Source organism: Microbispora amethystogenes, from assembly GCF_016863015.1.
Lineage (GTDB): Bacteria > Actinomycetota > Actinomycetes > Streptosporangiales > Streptosporangiaceae > Microbispora > Microbispora amethystogenes.
This window is the reverse complement of sequence record NZ_BOOB01000038.1, coordinates 73,951-89,490: the sequence shown is the minus strand read 5'-3', so window position 1 is coordinate 89,490 and position 15,540 is coordinate 73,951. Positions and strand designations below refer to the sequence as shown.

At 71.1% G+C, this 15,540-nt stretch carries 15 protein-coding genes; 9 read left to right on the top strand and 6 right to left on the bottom strand.

Annotation, left to right across the window (positions count from 1 at the left end):
* The first annotated feature begins 15 nt into the window (after positions 1-15).
* Positions 16-984, top strand: coding sequence for a zinc-binding dehydrogenase (locus Mam01_RS24280; RefSeq protein WP_239101563.1), 969 nt, complete (start codon positions 16-18; stop codon positions 982-984).
* 40 nt (positions 985-1,024) lie between these two features.
* Here Mam01_RS24280 and Mam01_RS24275 read toward each other — a convergent pair whose 3' ends face one another.
* Positions 1,025-1,621: an HD domain-containing protein gene (locus Mam01_RS24275; RefSeq protein ID WP_204287515.1), complete on the bottom strand. Its 597-nt coding sequence runs from the start codon at positions 1,619-1,621 to the stop codon at positions 1,025-1,027.
* Between the two features lie 613 nt (positions 1,622-2,234).
* On the opposite strand from Mam01_RS24275, the gene Mam01_RS24270 reads away from it, so the two are divergent.
* From Mam01_RS24270 to Mam01_RS37410, 4 genes are all read left to right on the top strand, one after another.
* Positions 2,235-4,127 (top strand): hypothetical protein, encoded by a 1,893-nt coding sequence (locus Mam01_RS24270; RefSeq protein ID WP_204287514.1) that lies wholly within the window; start codon positions 2,235-2,237, stop codon positions 4,125-4,127.
* 161 nt (positions 4,128-4,288) lie between these two features.
* Positions 4,289-4,711 carry a hypothetical protein gene (locus tag Mam01_RS24265; protein WP_204287513.1) on the top strand — a complete coding sequence of 141 codons (423 nt, stop codon included), beginning with the start codon at positions 4,289-4,291 and terminating at the stop codon, positions 4,709-4,711.
* Between the two features lie 71 nt (positions 4,712-4,782).
* Positions 4,783-5,019 carry a hypothetical protein gene (locus tag Mam01_RS24260; protein ID WP_204287512.1) on the top strand — a complete coding sequence of 79 codons (237 nt, stop codon included), beginning with the start codon at positions 4,783-4,785 and terminating at the stop codon, positions 5,017-5,019.
* 23 nt (positions 5,020-5,042) lie between these two features.
* Positions 5,043-5,177, top strand: coding sequence for a hypothetical protein (locus Mam01_RS37410; protein WP_275409073.1), 135 nt, complete (start codon positions 5,043-5,045; stop codon positions 5,175-5,177).
* Positions 5,178-5,212: 35 nt separating this feature from the next.
* On the opposite strand, the gene Mam01_RS24255 is transcribed toward Mam01_RS37410, so the two are convergent.
* Complete coding sequence (locus tag Mam01_RS24255; RefSeq protein ID WP_204287511.1) at positions 5,213-6,001, bottom strand: ion transporter; 789 nt, start codon at positions 5,999-6,001, stop codon at positions 5,213-5,215.
* A gap of 196 nt (positions 6,002-6,197) precedes the next feature.
* Between Mam01_RS24255 and Mam01_RS24250 the strand changes: the two genes are divergently transcribed.
* Positions 6,198-6,947: a hypothetical protein gene (locus Mam01_RS24250; RefSeq protein WP_204287510.1), complete on the top strand. Its 750-nt coding sequence runs from the start codon at positions 6,198-6,200 to the stop codon at positions 6,945-6,947.
* An 82-nt stretch (positions 6,948-7,029) separates the two neighbouring features.
* Here the strand turns inward: Mam01_RS24250 and Mam01_RS24245 are convergent, their stop codons facing one another.
* Together Mam01_RS24245 and Mam01_RS24240 are read right to left on the bottom strand one after the other, a co-directional pair.
* A complete protein-coding gene (locus Mam01_RS24245) occupies positions 7,030-8,475 on the bottom strand; it encodes a PQQ-dependent sugar dehydrogenase (protein ID WP_204287509.1) in 1,446 nt (481 codons plus the stop codon).
* Between the two features lie 442 nt (positions 8,476-8,917).
* The gene (locus Mam01_RS24240; protein WP_204287508.1) at positions 8,918-10,069 is read right to left on the bottom strand and encodes an ROK family transcriptional regulator; all 1,152 of its coding nucleotides are present in this window, start codon (positions 10,067-10,069) and stop codon (positions 8,918-8,920) included.
* Positions 10,070-10,301: 232 nt separating this feature from the next.
* On the opposite strand from Mam01_RS24240, the gene edd reads away from it, so the two are divergent.
* From edd to eda, 3 genes are read left to right on the top strand one after another with little or no spacing between them, the layout of a single operon-like run.
* Positions 10,302-12,155, top strand: coding sequence for a phosphogluconate dehydratase (gene edd / locus Mam01_RS24235; protein WP_204287507.1), 1,854 nt, complete (start codon positions 10,302-10,304; stop codon positions 12,153-12,155).
* Positions 12,152-13,198: a glucokinase gene (locus Mam01_RS24230; protein WP_204287506.1), complete on the top strand. Its 1,047-nt coding sequence runs from the start codon at positions 12,152-12,154 to the stop codon at positions 13,196-13,198. Before edd ends, Mam01_RS24230 begins: the two co-directional genes overlap by 4 nt.
* Complete coding sequence (gene eda, locus Mam01_RS24225; protein ID WP_111697242.1) at positions 13,198-13,815, top strand: bifunctional 4-hydroxy-2-oxoglutarate aldolase/2-dehydro-3-deoxy-phosphogluconate aldolase; 618 nt, start codon at positions 13,198-13,200, stop codon at positions 13,813-13,815. The genes Mam01_RS24230 and eda overlap by 1 nt, the downstream gene beginning before the upstream one ends.
* Positions 13,816-14,192: 377 nt before the next feature.
* Here eda and Mam01_RS24220 read toward each other — a convergent pair whose 3' ends face one another.
* Together Mam01_RS24220 and Mam01_RS24215 are read right to left on the bottom strand one after the other, a co-directional pair.
* Positions 14,193-14,570 carry a GntR family transcriptional regulator gene (locus tag Mam01_RS24220; RefSeq protein WP_204287505.1) on the bottom strand — a complete coding sequence of 126 codons (378 nt, stop codon included), beginning with the start codon at positions 14,568-14,570 and terminating at the stop codon, positions 14,193-14,195.
* Positions 14,567-15,400 (bottom strand): hypothetical protein, encoded by an 834-nt coding sequence (locus tag Mam01_RS24215; RefSeq protein WP_204287504.1) that lies wholly within the window; start codon positions 15,398-15,400, stop codon positions 14,567-14,569. The genes Mam01_RS24220 and Mam01_RS24215 overlap by 4 nt, the downstream gene beginning before the upstream one ends.
* Positions 15,401-15,540: the final 140 nt, after the last annotated feature.

Here is a 15,540-nt window from a genome sequence, read left to right as displayed (position 1 = left end):
TCCCAGAAGGTGGAGATGACAGTGTTGGCAGTCGAGATCCGGGAGTTCGGAAGTCCGGAAGGCCTGGCGCTCATCGACCGGACCGCCCCGGCGCCGGCCGCCGGGCAGGTGCTGATCGCCACGGAGGCGATCGGCGTCGGCGGCGTCGACGCCGTGATCCGGCGCGGCGCTCTGGCCGCCTACGGCTTCACGAAGGGCCACATCCCCGGCAGCGAGGTGGCGGGCACCGTGATCGCCGTGGGCGAAGACGTCGACACCTCATGGATCGGTCAGCGGGTGTGGGCGTTCACCGGGCTGGGCGGCGGCTACGCCGAGCAGGCGGTCGCCCCGGTCGACGAGATCGTCCCCCTCCCCGCCGGCCTGTCCGCCGCCGACGCGGTGACGCTGGGGAGCTCCGGTGTGGTGGCCCACTTCGGCCTCTCGCATGCCCGCTTCGCGCCCGGCGAGTCGGTGCTGGTGCGCGGTGCGGCCGGCAGCATCGGGATCATGACGGTCCAGCTCGCGGCACGCGGCGGCGCCGGCGCGGTGGCGGTCACGACCTCGTCGGTCGAGCGCGGCGAGCGCCTGCGCGCGCTCGGCGCGACCCACGTGCTGGACCGCTCCGGCGACGGAGGCGCGTACGCGCCCACCGGCTACGACGTCGTCATCGACGTCGTAGCCGGCCCGGACCTGCCCTCCTTCCTCGACATGCTCAACCCGAACGGCCGCATGGTCGTCGTCGGCGTCGTCGGAGGGCAGCCGCCGGCGGACTTCGGCACGACGATGATGGCGGCGTTCCGGAAGTCGACGTCCTTCGCCACCTTCAGCGCCGACACCGTCGCCGCGCCCGACCGGCACGCCGTACGGGCCGGGCAGTTCGCCGCCGTGAGCCGCGGCGAGCTGCGCACGGTGGTGCACGAGGTGCTGCCGCTGGAACAAGCCGTGTCGGCGCACTCCAAGATGGACGCCGGTGAGGTGTTCGGCCGGATCGTTCTCACCCCGTAGTCCTCTCGCCGCAGCTCCCCCGGCGTCCTCGCGCCTCGGGTCAGACGACCTCGTGGCCGTACGCGGCGGCGAGGGGCTCCAGGTCGGGAACGCCGTAGACCGCGCACATCGACGCGAAGACCTCGGCCTTGTCCTCGCCGTACCGGCGGACATGGGCCGCGTAGGCGTCGGCGGTGACGAACCTCGGCGGGTCGGTCTTGCTGTGGAACTTGTCGGCGAACATCACGAGCTCCTCCTCGGCCGACCCCGCGAGGTAGTCGCGGGGCGGCAGCGGCAGCCCCTGTCGCAGCACGTCCTCCCGGCTGATCCCCACACCGGTGTGGTGGGAGCAGAACCGGCACAGGCTCTCGGGCAGTCCCTCCCCTCGGAGCAGTTCGTGCCCGAGGATCCCGTGGCGCACGTAACCCGCGTGATCGAGCCGTCCGTCCTCGTCGTAGAGCCGGTAGACGCCGATGTCGTGCAGGAGGCTTCCGGCCCGCACCAGCTCGGCGTCGACGTCGAGCCCGGCGCGGTCGGCCAGTCGCAGGGCGATCGCGCAGACGATCTCGCAGTGCGTGTGGACGAGCTCGAACGCCTCCTCCGAGGGCGCGTGTCTCTCGTGCAGTGCACGGATCTCCGCGTCCGTCGGAAGCCGCATGCGCGGAGTCTAACCTCGGCGCGCCACCGTTGGAGGCCTGGTCGGGCACGCTTTCCGCCGCTACAGAGCCCATGGAAAGGGTCGGTCGTTTTCATGATTACTTCCCACCCGGATTGACAATCCACCGGTCGGAATGGGACGCGAATCCGGCAAGCGGCTCGACCCGATTACTTGGAGCGGCAGGTCGCCGATCCTCTTGGCGGTGAGCAGAGCGTACGAGAGAATGTGTGAGTGTGTTGTAGTGAATGACCGGGCATTCCGGATGAGCGGTCATGTTTACGAGATGACCACATCGTAAATAATCTTGCTGCCTGAGTCGCCGTCTGTCACCGACGTCAGGGGGAGTCCGGGCTGTATGACCCTTTCATCAGGTGATTCCCGGCCGTCACCGAGCCCGGCATCAGCTCCTGCTCCCCCGTCGGCGTCGGCTCAGTCTTCTCCCAACGCTTCGGCTCCTGTCCCGTCGCCGAGTCCCGAAGCGGCGCCCACGCAGCCGCCGGCCACGCCCACCTCGCCGGCGGGCGCCGTCGCTCCCGGCCGGCCGGAACCCACGCCACCACCCGAGGGCTGGGTCAACCGCGGCGGGGGCTTCGCCGGGATCGACCCCGCCGCGATGGACGACTTCGAGCGCGGACTCGGCCGGGCGCAGGACTCCATCGGCCGCGCCGAGCCGAGGATCCGCGGCATGTTGCAGCGGCTCGACCTGGACACCTCCCGGCTGGGCGCCCTGCGTGAGGCGCAGGGCTGGATCCAGAGCACACGCCCCGACCTGCGGCGGCGCGGCGACACGATCCGCGCCGAGCACGGCGAGTGGGCGGCCTCCTCCGCTCTCCCGGCCGGCCTGGCCGCCTTCGACGAGAAGCTGTACGGCGAAGCCGGCCGGGATCCCGATGTGTACGCGGCGGCCGGCAAGCTCACCGAGACGGCCGGGAACGGCGAGATCGACGCGAAGACCGTGGCGGCACTGGAGAAGCGCACGGGGGATTCGGCCTTCGCCCTGGCGCTGATGACCACACTGGGCGCCGCGCGGCTTCGCGATCTACTGGTGAAAACCGTCGAGCACACCGATGACGCGACCATGCAGCGGTTGCAGAAGGCCCTCGGCGCGACCCTCGGCACCGCGAGCCCACGCCTGGCGCCGGCCTACCGGGACGAGCTCACGGGAGCGCTCGACAAGGCCATCGTCGACTGGCGTCCGGCCTACGCCCTGGCGCTGGCGCTCAAGCACGGCACCTTCGCCTCCGCCTTCCTTGTGGCGGTGGCCAGGCAGATCGACAAGCACATGGCGGCGATGTCCGGCGAACCCGCCATCAGAAAGACCCTCATGGAGGCCCTCGCCCGTGATCCCGTAGCGGCTCAGGATTTCTTCCTGGGTGATCCCAAGGCGCTGGAACGCTACCTGAGGTGGCCGTACATGCCGGACGACGGCGCGGCGCTGGGCAGGGCGCTGGAGGCCGCCATGCTCACCTTCCGCGACCACGACGGCTCGAAGGAGCAGCCTTCGCGCGGATACCTCTCCGCCCTGCTGGCCTCCCGGTTCCTCCACCTGGAAGCCGAGCGGATCTCCAAGGGCCTCCCGCCCTCCGTTCCGCCCACCACCACCGCCAAAATCCTCGCCGGCTACATCCTCGACGTGAATCGCGTTACCTCTGATTCCGGTGACACGATCGTGCCTGGCGTTGGGCATACCGATGATCCCAGCATTCCCGGACCGGTTCCATGGGGCCTACGCGTCACGAGGGAAGCACTCCTTGCGGTGATGACCGAGGCATTCGTCGACCCCACGGCCTTCAGCACAGTCGCGACAGCCCAGACGGCATTCGCCAAAAAACTCCTCGATCACGGCGCCGCCGAGATGGCCCTCAACCAGCGTGATGAGACGCTCTCAACACAGACCCAGTGGATCGGATCTGGCTTCGGCTTGATCACAGATGCGGCCGGGTTGGCCAGAATAGAGCAGGGCAAGGATCTCGACGAAGCTCAGGAAAGGAACCTGAAGATCCTAACCGCCATCGCCAACACCGGCCTCGCGATACCGCAATCAGGGGTATGGCCGGTCGTGGCCGGTATCGCAGGCGCATGGACCGGGCGAATAGAAGACAGCGCGACAGGGGATTTCGAGGACGAGGCCAAACCGAAAGCCAATCTCGCGGTGGTCAAAACCCGGGAACTCCTTGAGGATCTCACCGTGCAGGCGATGCTCAAGCACGAGCTTTTCGGCCCCTCGGACCCGCCCGCGCGGACTCACCCGTGGGCCGCACTCAAGGAATTCAAGCACAGCGAGGATCCGCGCGACAGCCCCAATAATTTCCTCAAGGACGGCCGGACCATCATGAGCAGGGATGAGATGATCGACAGAACAAGTGACGGTACTGCGGTCGGGCAGCAACGACTCGACGCCTACAAACGCTGGCTTCGCGACGAGAATCTGATAGGAAAGCGCTGGAGACAACTCCTCGATCACCTGAACCAGAGTTATACCCAAGCTTTCACCGAGTTCAAATGATAGCAATGTCACGGGCTGTCAGAGCGGTAGGACTCATCTGCTTATTTGCCCTTGCTGCCGCCTGCCAACACGGGGAAGCCAAAGTCGACCGAACGCCACTACCGACAGTCGCCGCCCCGCCGTACATTTGTCATCTGGTTCCGCTCAAGGCCGTCGAGTTGATGACCGGAGAACGCGATCCGCTGGTGAGTGGTTATTTCAACTTCGACCGCCCCAGCGGCCTTGGCGATGGAAACTGCGCCGTGTACCAACGAAACGGCGACCGAATGAAGGTTCTGCAGATCATCTTGGTCCCCATGGGAACTGAAGAAAGAGTCAAAGATCAGCTGCGAATCGGCGCCTCCCCCTTGCCGTCGATCATGCCCGGAGCCATCGGTTACTACGGCAAGGACCCGTTCAGCAAACACGCCTCCGCGCACGCGACCATCGCCCGGGGCACTGCGCTACTCATCGTCAGGCTGGACAGAGGCGTCGAGGGGCGGGACAACGAGGCCGATGTGGTGGCGTTGATGAAGCTGATCGCGCCGAAGCTGATCACCTCGGCCGGCACACCCGCCCCAACCCCGTCCGCCGGAAAGGGCTGACTGGCGTGGCCGAACTCGTGCCCAATCCGCTTTATGTGGCTCTCCGCGAAACGCTGCGTACCGCGGAGCCGATGCTCACGGAGGTCACGAACGACTTCGAAAGGCAGTGCCGCGCCTTCCACTCCGGGCGCGTGTGGACGGGGCCGGCCGCGCAGCGGTTCGACGAACAACTGACCCTCCATCGCACCCGCGTCCGCGGCTGCGCCGACGCCGTCCTGTCCGACCTGCGGCGCGCTCTGGCCAACACCCCGTCCGAGGTCACCACCGAACAGGCCAGGGACATCAGGGCCAGGTACGGCCTCTCCTGAACCAGAACGATCCGCCGTCACCCATGGATTCGGCACCGTCCGACGAGCGCACCGGGCGGGTGCTGATCTCCGTCTGGGCAGGCACCGTGCTGATCGCGGTGATCGTCGCCTTCTCCCACCGACGCGCTGGCACCTCACCCGGCAGACCCGCGCCGTGACGATTATCAGGCGTCGGAACCGCGGCCGGATTCCGTCAGGAGGGGACGCGGTCGGTGATGGCCTGACGCAGGCCCTGGATCTCGGCGCGGAGGGCGGCCATCTCGGCCAGCACCTCTCCGTCCTCCCGCCGCTCGGCCCTGCGCTCCTCCTGGCTCTCCTCCTCCATCGCGCTGACCACGACCGCGATGAAGAGGTTGAGCACGACGAACGTGCAGATCAGCACGAACACCACGAAGTAGATCCAGGCGGAGGGGTGGGTGTCCATGACCTCACGGTTGATGTCCGACCAGCCGTCCCCGGTCATGACCTGGAACAGGGTGAACAGCGAGGTCGGCAGGTCGCCGAAGTATTCGGGTGCGGAGGCGCCGTACAGCTTGGTGCCCATCACGGCGGCGACGTACAGCACGAGGCCGAGCAGGACCACGATCGAGGTCATCCCGGGGATCGCCGTGAGCAGCGCGGAGACCACCCGCCGCAGCGACGGCACCACCGAGATCAGCCGCAGCGCCCGCAGCACGCGCAGGGCCCGCAGCACCGACAGCCCGCCCGCGGTGGGGAGGAACGAGATACCGATGATCAGCGTGTCGAAGACGTTCCAGGGGTCGCGGAGGAAGCGCCACCGGTAGAGGTACGCCTTGGCGAGGATCTCCGCGACGAAGACGTAGAGCGCGGCGTGATCGGCGACGTGCAGGACCGTGCCGTAGCGGGCGACGGCCACGGCCGAGGTCTCGACGCCCAGCGTGGCCGCGTTGAGCAGAATCACCACGGTGATCACCTGCTGGAACCGCGGCGACTCGACCACACGGCGGACACGTTCACGCACGAAGGACTCCTGGAGGGAGGGAAGATCGCCACAGAGCCTAGTGCCACCGGCCGACATCTCCGTTTCCCCGCGGCATGGCCGGGCTGGGACCCTCGCGCGGTGGTCTCGCGGTGCCGGTGCGCGGCGCACGGGAGTGCGCGATGATCACGTAAACCCCTGCCGGCGCGTGCCGAACCGACGGAGAGGACGGAGACGGATGACCCGTCGCGGAGCCCTGTTGCTGGCGGCCATGCTGCCCCTTGGCGCGTGCGCCGCCCCGGCGAACGACGCGGTCCCTCACGGGCCTGCCCCCGGCCCGGCGCGGACGGCCACGGAACCGGTCAACGGCACGCTGGATCTGTCGCCGCTCCGTCAGAGCGGAATGGACTACGACCCGGTGCCTTCTCCCGAAGCTCTCGCCGCGCGACGACCTATCGTCGCGGCGGGCAGTGTGGACGGCTGGCAGCAGGGCCCGGCACTCGACAGCTACCCCGGCGGCCCGCTCGACTATCGCGTCCTCATGCGGGTGCGGATCACCACTCCTCTGAAGGGGGTCAGGTCGGCCGCGTCCATCCGCGACGGCGTCGTCTTCATCGAGTTCGACCAGGGCGCCGTCATCCGCGACGATGCGCTTCCACCCGAGCTGTGGAGGCTGGACAAGTCCGTGGCGGACTTCGAGAGGGCGATCCCGGCGGGAACGCGGGTGCTGGTGTTCCCCCGGGAACGCCCGGCGTACGAGCAGACCGTCCACGCGCCCGGCGATCCGCTTCCTCCGGGCGCGAAGATCATGAGTATTCCTCCTCAGGGGCTCGTCCTCGAAGATCCCGGCCTGGTGCGGCTGGGATCCGAGAGGACTCTCGTCGGCGGGCGGGAACCGCTACGGGGAGGCAGCACGGCCGCCTGGCTCGAACCGAGGACCATGGACGAGATGATCGAACGACTCAGGCGCGCCGGCTTCTCCGAGTGACGATCCCGGGGAGCGGGCTCCGGACCAGGCCGGCCGACACGTGGTCGTCGGGGGCACGGCCGCTGACCGGCCTCTCGGAGCGTCACCTCCACCGGGTCGCGGTCCAGACGGTGTCATCCGCGTGGCGCACGCGCCACACGGTGTCGCCCGCGTCGTCGGCGACCAGCAGGCCCCCGGCCCTGTCGAGGATGACCCCGACAGGGCGTCCGTACGTCATGCTGCCGCCGGGGTCGGGCTTGAAGCCGGTGAGGAAGTCCCGTGGCCTGCCGCTGGGCATGCCGTGGGCGAACGGCACGTAGACGACCTTGTAGCCGACGGGATCGCCCCGGTTCCACGACCCGTGCTCGCTGATGAACGCACCGCCCCGGTAGGCCGGGGGAAACGCGGTGCCCGTGGAGAAGGCCAGCCCCAGGGGGGCGGTGTGGGCGCCCAGCGAGTAGTCCGGGCGCAGCGCCCTGGCCACCAGGTCCGGGCGCGCGGGCGTCACCCGGTCGTCGACGTGGTGGCCCCAGTAGCTCCACGGCCAGCCGTAGAAGTCGCCGTCGCGGACCCTCGTCAGGTAGTCGGGGGACACGTCGTCGCCGAGGACGTCGCGTTCGTTGACGACCGCCCAGAGCGTGCCGGTGGCCGGTTGGAGGCCGAGGCCGTTGGGGTTCCTGATCCCCGACGCGTAGACGCGTGCGCCGCCTCCATCGGGATCGACCTGGAGCACGGCGGCGCGCCCGCGCTCGGCCTCCAGGCCGTGTTCGCCCGCGTTGCTTCCGGACCCGACCGTGACGTACAGCGTGGAGCCGTCGGCGGCGGCGAACAGGTTGCGGGTCCAGTGGTTGTTGTAGCCTCCGGCCGGCAGATCGAGGATCTTCCGTCCCGGGGCGGTGATCCGGGTCTCGCCGAGCCGGTACGGGAAACGCCACACGCCGTCGGTGCCGGCGACGTAGAACGCGACCTCGGTGCCCGGCCGGGCGTCCGGTTCGACCGCGTACGGCGGCGCCGCCCTCAGCAGGGCCATGCCGAACGGCTGGTTGAGGTTCTTTAGGAACGTGCTGCGGAAATCGGCGACGCCGTCGCCGTCGGTGTCGCGCAGCAAGGTGATCCGGTTCGCGCTCCGTTCCCGTGTCGCGCCGTCGTTGCGGCGTAGCCAGGACAGGACGCCCATCACGACCGACTCGGCGGGCTTCGGCGAGGTGGCGGATTCGGCGACGAGCACGTCGCCGCCGGGAAGCCGGTAGAGCCAGCGGGGGTGGTCCAGCCCGCCCGCGAACCGGGTGACGGCGAACCCCTCGGGCGCGGTGGGCGTCACGCCTGCGGGCCAGCCCACGACGTCGGGCGCCTCGACCTTCGGGATCGGGAACGTGTCCGGCGCGTCGAGCCGGGGATCGGCCCCGAGTCGCGCCTCCGTCTGGCGCCGGCCGCCCCGGTTGACGGCGGCGAACGTCCCCACCGTCGCGAGGACGGCGAGCAGGACCAGCGCGAGGAGGGCGCGGACCGCGATCCGCGCCAACCGGCGGCGCCTCACCTCCGGGGACATCTCGCACCCCCGGGCGACGAGGAGGACATCGGCGAGGGCGAACCGCCCGGCGGGCGGCGAAGCGACTCGGCGGGAGATTGCGCGTGTTCCACGGCGTGACCTTTCGACGGCGGTCGCACGACGACTCCCACCGTGGTGGATCAGTGGAGTGCGCGGCCTCCGCCCATGGGCGCGATGTGGTGACCGCTCGGCCCGGCCACTCTCATCTACCGGGGCGGCCGGACGGGCCACCTGGCGGAGCCGTACCGGCCGATCAGAGGAGCCGAACCGGGCGTGCCCGGCTCGAAGCGCCCGCCGCCGTGTCCCGCCCCGGCGGGATGAGGGGAAAGCGGCTTGCTCAACGGGTAGCGGAGCCGGCGTGGCGGCGAGCACACGATGATCAGCGGGCGGGCGGCGGGCCGCGCCGTGGCTCACCGGGTGACAGGAATCAGCGCGGCGGGGCTCAGCGGGGGCCGGCGTCGACGGCTTGGGCGGACAGCACGTGGTCGAGGACCATGAGGGCGCAGCCGGTGATCCCGGCGCCCGGCCCGAGCCGGCCGCGCTCGATGCGCAGGCTGCGGGTGGCGAGCTGGGTGGAGCGCCGGTAGACGATCTCGCGTACGCCCGACACCAGCGGCTGGAACATCTCGGCGACGTCGCCGCCGAGGACCACGACGGAGGGGTTGAGCAGGTTGACCGCGCCGGAGATGACCTCGCCCAGCCAGCGGCCCGCCTGCCGTACGACGGCCATGGTCTCGGCGTCGCCCGCCCGCACCAGGGCGGTCACGTCGGCGAGGGACGCGACGTCGCGGCCCTTGGCGCGCAGGTCGCGGAGGATCGCGGTACCGCTGGCGACCGAGTCGACGCAGTCGAGGTTGCCGCAGCGGCACAGCACACCGCCGCCGTCCCGCACCGGGATGTGGCCGATCTCCCCGGCCGCGCCGAGCGCGCCGCGCAGGATGCCCCCGCCGGAGATCACCCCCGCGCCGATCCGGGTGGAGACCTTCACGAACAGCAGGTCGTCGAGCTCGGCGGCGTAGACGCTCCGGTGCTCGCCCATCGCGATGACGTTCACGTCGTTGTCCACGAGCACCGGCACGCCGAACCTCTCGGCGATGACGGGCGGGATCACCACGCCGGTCCAGCTCGCCATGACGCGGGCGCTTTCGACCCGTCCCGCCGCGAACTCCACGGTGGCGGGGACGCCGAGGCCGATGCCGGCCACGTCGTCACGGCCGTCCAGCAGCTTCTCCCAGGTGTCCATGAGCAGGGGGAGCACGACGCCGGGGCCCTCCTCGACGTCGATGTCGATGTCGGTGCGGTGCAGCACCTCCCCCGCGAGGTCGCAGATCGCGATCTGGGTGCGGCGGGCACCGAGTGAGGCCACCGGGACGACTCCCCCACCGGCGTGGAACCGCAGCCGCATGGGCGGGCGGCCCCCGGTGGACGGTCCCTCGGCGTCCTCCACGATCAGCCCGCGCTGGAGCAGGTCGGAGACGCGGTGCGCGACGGCCGGCCGGGACAGGCCGGTCACGCGGCCGATGTCGGCGCGCGTCACCGCCTCCCCGCTGCGGATGAGCTGGAGGACTTCACCAGGAGTGGCTAAACGTGACATCAAGCAGAAGTGAAGCACACGTGCTCACCGAAGTTCAATGACTTATTCATTCTGAGTTACAAAACTAGGCTTGATAAGTGGCATAACTTCCCGATACTGTCCCTCCTGTGCCAGATCGACGCCTTCGCCCCGACAGCGGGCAAGGGCACGAGATGGACCCGCCGGTGCCAGGGGGCGCCGGCGAAAGCAGGACCCGCCGCAGCGGCCGCGCCCGGCACGAGGAGGACCTTCCGTGACTGACCCCGTGGTTTCCCCCGTGGTTCACCCCGTGGTTTCCGAGGTCACCGACCGTGTCGTCACGCGCAGCCGCGACACCCGCCGGGCCTACCTGGAGCGGGTGCGCCGTGCCGGGGCCGAACTGCGCGAGCGGGGGCCGGCCCGGGGGCGGCTCGCCTGCGCCAACCTGGCCCACGGCTTCGCCGCCGCCCCGGCCGAGGACAAGCTCGACCTGCGGGGCGCGGCCAAGCCCGGCGTCGCCATCGTGACGTCGTACAACGACATGCTGTCGGCGCACCAGCCGTACGAGACCTACCCGGCGGAGCTCAAGCGGGCGGTCCGTGAGGCGGGCGGCGTCGCGCAGGTGGCGGGGGGCGTGCCCGCGATGTGCGACGGCGTGACCCAGGGCCGGGCGGGCATGGAGCTGTCCCTCTACAGCCGCGACCTAATCGCCATGGCGACCGCGATCGCGCTGTCGCACGACATGTTCGACGCGGCCCTGTTGCTCGGGGTCTGCGACAAGATCGTCCCGGGGCTGCTCGTCGGCGCGTTACGTTTCGGCCACCTACCGGCCGTGTTCGTGCCCGCCGGGCCGATGACCTCCGGCCTGCCCAACAAGGTCAAGGCCCGGGCCCGGCAGGCCTTCGCCGAGGGCAAGATCGGCCGCGGCGAGATGCTCGACGCCGAGGCGGCTTCCTACCACTCCCCCGGCACCTGCACCTTCTACGGCACCGCCAACTCCAACCAGCTCCTGATGGAGGTCATGGGGCTCCACCTGCCGGGCGCGACGTTCGTCAACCCGCACACCGAGCTGCGGCGGGCGCTGACCCGGGCGGCCGCGCGGCGGGCCGTGGAGATCGGCCCGCACGGCGAGGAGTACACCCCGCTCGGCGAGGTCGTGGACGAGAAGGCCATCGTCAACGCGGTCGTCGCGCTGCTCGCCTCGGGCGGCTCCACCAACCACACGATGCACCTGGTCACGATGGCGGCCGCCGCCGGGATCACCCTGACCTGGGATGACATGGCCGCCCTGTCCAAGGTCGTGCCGCTGATCACCCGGATGTACCCCAACGGCCAGGCGGACGTGAACCACTTCCACGCCGCGGGCGGCATGGCGGTGTTCATCGGCGAGCTGCTGGACGCCGGGCTCCTCCACGCCGACGTGCTGACCGTGGCCGGGCGCGGCCTCGGCCACTACCGTACGGCTCCCGCCCTGAAGGAGGGCGCGCTGGTGTGGGAGGAGCGGACCGAGCCCAGCTCCGACCCCGACGTCCTGCGGCCGGTCGCCGAGCCGTTCTCCCCCGACGGGGGCATCCACATGCTGTCGGGCAACCTGGGCCGCGCGGTGAGCAAGGTCTCCGCCGTCAAGCCCGAGCACCTGGTCATCGAGGCCCCGGCCCTGGTGTTCGACGACCAGCTCGACCTGCTCGCCGCGTTCGACCGGGGCGAGCTGAACGGGCGGGACTTCGTCGCGGTCGTCCGCTACCAGGGCCCCCGCGCCAACGGCATGCCGGAGCTGCACAAGCTCACGCCGCCGCTGGCCGTGCTGCTCGACCGCGGCCAGAAGGTCGCGATCGTGACCGACGGCCGCATGTCCGGCGCCTCGGGGAAGGTCCCCGCGGCGATCCACCTCTCTCCCGAGGCCGCCGACGGCGGGCCGATCGCGCTGCTGCGCGACGGCGACGTGGTGCGCCTCGACTCCACCGCCGGGACGCTCACCGTGCTCGCCGACCTCACCGGACGCGTGCCCGAGGGCGCGCCCCTGACCGACGAGCAGTGGACCGGCACCGGCCGCGAGCTGTTCGCCTCCTTCCGCCGTACGGTCGGCCCCGCCGAGCGCGGCGCGAGCGTCTTCGGGGGCACCGCGTGAGCCTGCCCTGGCTGGTCGCCGACGTGGGCGGCACCAACGCCCGGTTCGGTTTGGTGACCCGGCGTGGAGGGCAGCCGGAGGCGGTAACCGTACTCGACGTTTCCCAGCATCTCGGCCTTGCCGATGCCGTAGCCGCCTATCTCGCAGAACATGCGGGCGGAGTTCGGCCGGGGGCCGCGTGCCTGGCGATCGCCGGTCCGGTCGACAGGGACCGGTACCGGCTGACGAACGCGGGATGGTCGGGTTCCGTGACCGACCTGGGCATCCCGCGTACGGTGCTCCTCAACGACTTCGAGGCCCTCGCGATCTCGCTGCCGCACCTCGCGGGCGGCGATCTCGTGTCGCTCGGCGGCCCCCCGCCACCGCCCGGCCTGCCGAAGGCCGTGCTGGGCCCGGGCACCGGGCTCGGAGTGGCCGGGCTCGTCCCCGTACAGGAGGGCTGGCTGCCCGTGGCCGGCGAGGGCGGGCACGTGGCGGTCCCGGTGGTGACGGACCTGGAGATGGAGATCGTCCGGGCCCTGCGCGCCGACGGCCTGCCGTACGTGGACGCCGAGCACCTGCTGTCGGGCACCGGGCTGCCGCGCCTGCACCGCGGTCTCGCGCTGGTACGCGGGGTCGCACCGGGCACTCGGTCGCGGACGGCTCCCGAAGAGACCGCCCGCGAGACGGCCCGGACGGCGGATACCCTGACGACGGGAGCCCGGACGACGGCGTCCGGGCTGACGGCGGCGCAGATCACCTCGTCGGACGACCCGTTGTGCGTCGAGACCGTGGAGGTCTTCCTCGCGCTGCTCGGCGGGTTCGCCGGTGGCGTGGCCCTCACGTTCGGCGCGCGGGGCGGGGTCTACCTGGGCGGCGGCGTATTGCCCCGGCTGGCCGCGCGCATCCCGGGCAGCGCGTTCCGGGCCCGGTTCGAGACGACCGCGCCGGCGCTGACGGACTACGCCGCCGCGATCCCGACCTCCCTGATCGTCGCCGAGCAGCCGGCGCTGACGGGTGCGGCCGCCTGGCTCGCCCAACGATTCCCCGAAGTGGAGCTGTGATGAGCAACCTTCTCGACCTCGCGCCGGTCGTCCCGGTGGTCGTCCTCGACGACGCGGAAAGCGCCGTCCCCCTCGCCCGGGCGCTGGTGGCGGGCGGTCTGCCGGTGATCGAGGTGACGCTGCGCACCCCGGCCGCCCTTGACGCGATCCGGCGGATCGCCGCCGAGGTGCCGGAGGCCGTGATCGGTGCGGGCACGGTGCGGTCGCCGGAGGACGTGGAGTCCGCGGTCGCGGCGGGCTCCCGGTTCCTCGTCTCCCCCGGCACCACCCCCGGGCTGCTCGCGGCCATGCTCGCCTCGGGCGTGCCGTTCCTGCCGGGCGTGGCCACGGCCACCGAGGCGATGACGCTGGCCGAGCGCGGCGTGCGCGAGCTGAAGTTCTTCCCGGCGGAGCCGGCCGGCGGTGTCTCCTATCTCAAGGCGCTGAGCGGCCCGCTGCCCGACGTGCGGTTCTGCCCCACCGGCGGGATCACCCCCGCGAGCGCGCTGTCCTATCTGGCCCTGTCCAACGTGGGGTGCGTGGGCGGAAGCTGGCTGACACCGCGTAGCCTGGTGTCCGCGGGCGACTTCGCGAGGATCGAGAAGCTCGCCGCCGAGGCCGCGGCGCTGCGTCCCTGAGCCCCTCCGTCCCCACCGGATCCCCGACCGGCCCTCCGGCCGCGCAGGGACTCCGACCGGGCCGCGGGGCCGGGACCTCCCCGCGCCCGCACAAGCTCGCCGGCCGAGCCACCCTCCCTCGGTGACGCCGGTGGCCATGCTCGTGGACCGTGACCCGGCCACACGTTCATGGACTCCGGGCCCGTGCGCCGCTCACCCGCGGCGTGCGGGCCCTCTCCACGCGTACGGCAACGCGGACGGCTTGCCTGCGTCAGCGACGCCTGTCCGGCAAGGCCGAGACGGACCCGAGCCAGACGTCATCGCACTGACACCCCTTTTCGGCGGACGCTTTCTGATCGGCAGCTCCTTTGGTGACGTGGCCCCACGGCCGGGGCGCGTCATGACGAGGCCGGTGTCACCGTGCCAGAGGTCAGCGCCGCCTGCACGATGCGGATCGCCTCGCCCGTGTCGATGCCGACGCTGGCGACCACGGCCGCGTAGTCGGCGGCGGCCCTGCGGGCCCGCTCCAGGCCGTCCTCGCCGGCGGCCGACACGAACGAACCCGCCCGCCCGCGCGTTTCGATCAGCCCCGCCTCCTCCAGCTCCCGGTACGCCCGGCCGACCGTGTTCACGGCCAGGCCAAGGTTGGCCGCGAGCTGGCGGATGGTCGGAAGGCGGGTGCCCACGGCCAGCGTGCGATCCTGGATCTGCCGGGCGAGTTGGGCTCGCAGCTGCTCGAACGGCGGCACCGGCGAGGCCGCGTCGATGACGATCATCGGACGTCCATCACCCGCCGGGCCACCGTCGCGCTCGACGGCGTCCTGGCTTGGAGCGCGACGCACGCGACCAGGCCCAGGATCAGGTAGGCGACCGCAGCGGCGCTCCACCAGCCGGGCGCGGTGCCGAACAGCAGCACCATGGGCAGCGACCACTGCACGCTCGGCGTGGTGAGGTCGCGGGCGTCCTCGACGCGCATGATGACGTCGGCGGTCAGCGACTCCTCGTCCTCCGCCACGACCGGGCGCCTGAGCAGGTGGCGCAGCTGCATGGCGCTGATGGCTGTCACGCCGAGCAGGCCGATCAGCAGGACGACGGCCAACTGCCGCACGGTGGGGTCGGGAACGGCCAGGGCGCTCCAGGCCAGCACCATCGCACCGGCGAAGGTGGCGACCGCGAAGACGGCGTACGGCCGGCCGAGCACGGCACGCCAGCCGGGCTGGATCGGATGGGCGGCCCTGCGGGACAGCGTCACGCCCGCCCGCTGGTCGACGCGTCGCACCCACCAGTCGAGCAGCGACTGTGCCAGCAGGAGCCCAGCCACCGACGCGGTCAGGGCCAGCAGCGGCAGCGGTCGATGCGGCTGGAAGCCGCCGAAGGCGGAACTGGCGAGCCGGTCGTAGGCCGCGGCGAGCGCGCTCGCGATGATCAGCACGGCCAGGATGAGGTGAGCGGCGAGGCGGGCGCGTCTCCGGACCGCCAGCCGGCTGGCCAGCAGCGGGGTCGGGCGGGCACCGGACAGGCCGTGCCGGGCCAGCCATGCGTCCGCCAGCCGCAGGTCCGTCGCACGCGCCGACGGGCTGGTGTCCGATAACGGTTCATCGGCCATGACTCCTCCTTTGTCGCAAGGTTTGTAGCAGCATCATGAGACATACCTTGAGACAAAGTCAACGCCCCGTAACTCTCGCCGGGATGTTGCCGAATCCACCGGATCTGGTCACCGCAGGAACAATCGCGCGCGGCGAGCGA

Coding starts and splice junctions, on each gene's coding strand:
- Mam01_RS24280 (WP_239101563.1), top strand. CDS start 16: ATGACAGTGTTGGCAGTCGAGATCCGGGAGTTCGGAAGTCCGGAAGGC.
- Mam01_RS24275 (WP_204287515.1), bottom strand. CDS start 1,621: ATGCGGCTTCCGACGGACGCGGAGATCCGTGCACTGCACGAGAGACAC.
- Mam01_RS24270 (WP_204287514.1), top strand. CDS start 2,235: ATGGACGACTTCGAGCGCGGACTCGGCCGGGCGCAGGACTCCATCGGC.
- Mam01_RS24265 (WP_204287513.1), top strand. CDS start 4,289: ATGACCGGAGAACGCGATCCGCTGGTGAGTGGTTATTTCAACTTCGAC.
- Mam01_RS24260 (WP_204287512.1), top strand. CDS start 4,783: ATGCTCACGGAGGTCACGAACGACTTCGAAAGGCAGTGCCGCGCCTTC.
- Mam01_RS37410 (WP_275409073.1), top strand. CDS start 5,043: ATGGATTCGGCACCGTCCGACGAGCGCACCGGGCGGGTGCTGATCTCC.
- Mam01_RS24250 (WP_204287510.1), top strand. CDS start 6,198: ATGACCCGTCGCGGAGCCCTGTTGCTGGCGGCCATGCTGCCCCTTGGC.
- Mam01_RS24245 (WP_204287509.1), bottom strand. CDS start 8,475: ATGTCCCCGGAGGTGAGGCGCCGCCGGTTGGCGCGGATCGCGGTCCGC.
- Mam01_RS24240 (WP_204287508.1), bottom strand. CDS start 10,069: ATGTCACGTTTAGCCACTCCTGGTGAAGTCCTCCAGCTCATCCGCAGC.
- eda (WP_111697242.1), top strand. CDS start 13,198: ATGAGCAACCTTCTCGACCTCGCGCCGGTCGTCCCGGTGGTCGTCCTC.
- Mam01_RS24220 (WP_204287505.1), bottom strand. CDS start 14,570: ATGATCGTCATCGACGCGGCCTCGCCGGTGCCGCCGTTCGAGCAGCTG.
- Mam01_RS24215 (WP_204287504.1), bottom strand. CDS start 15,400: ATGGCCGATGAACCGTTATCGGACACCAGCCCGTCGGCGCGTGCGACG.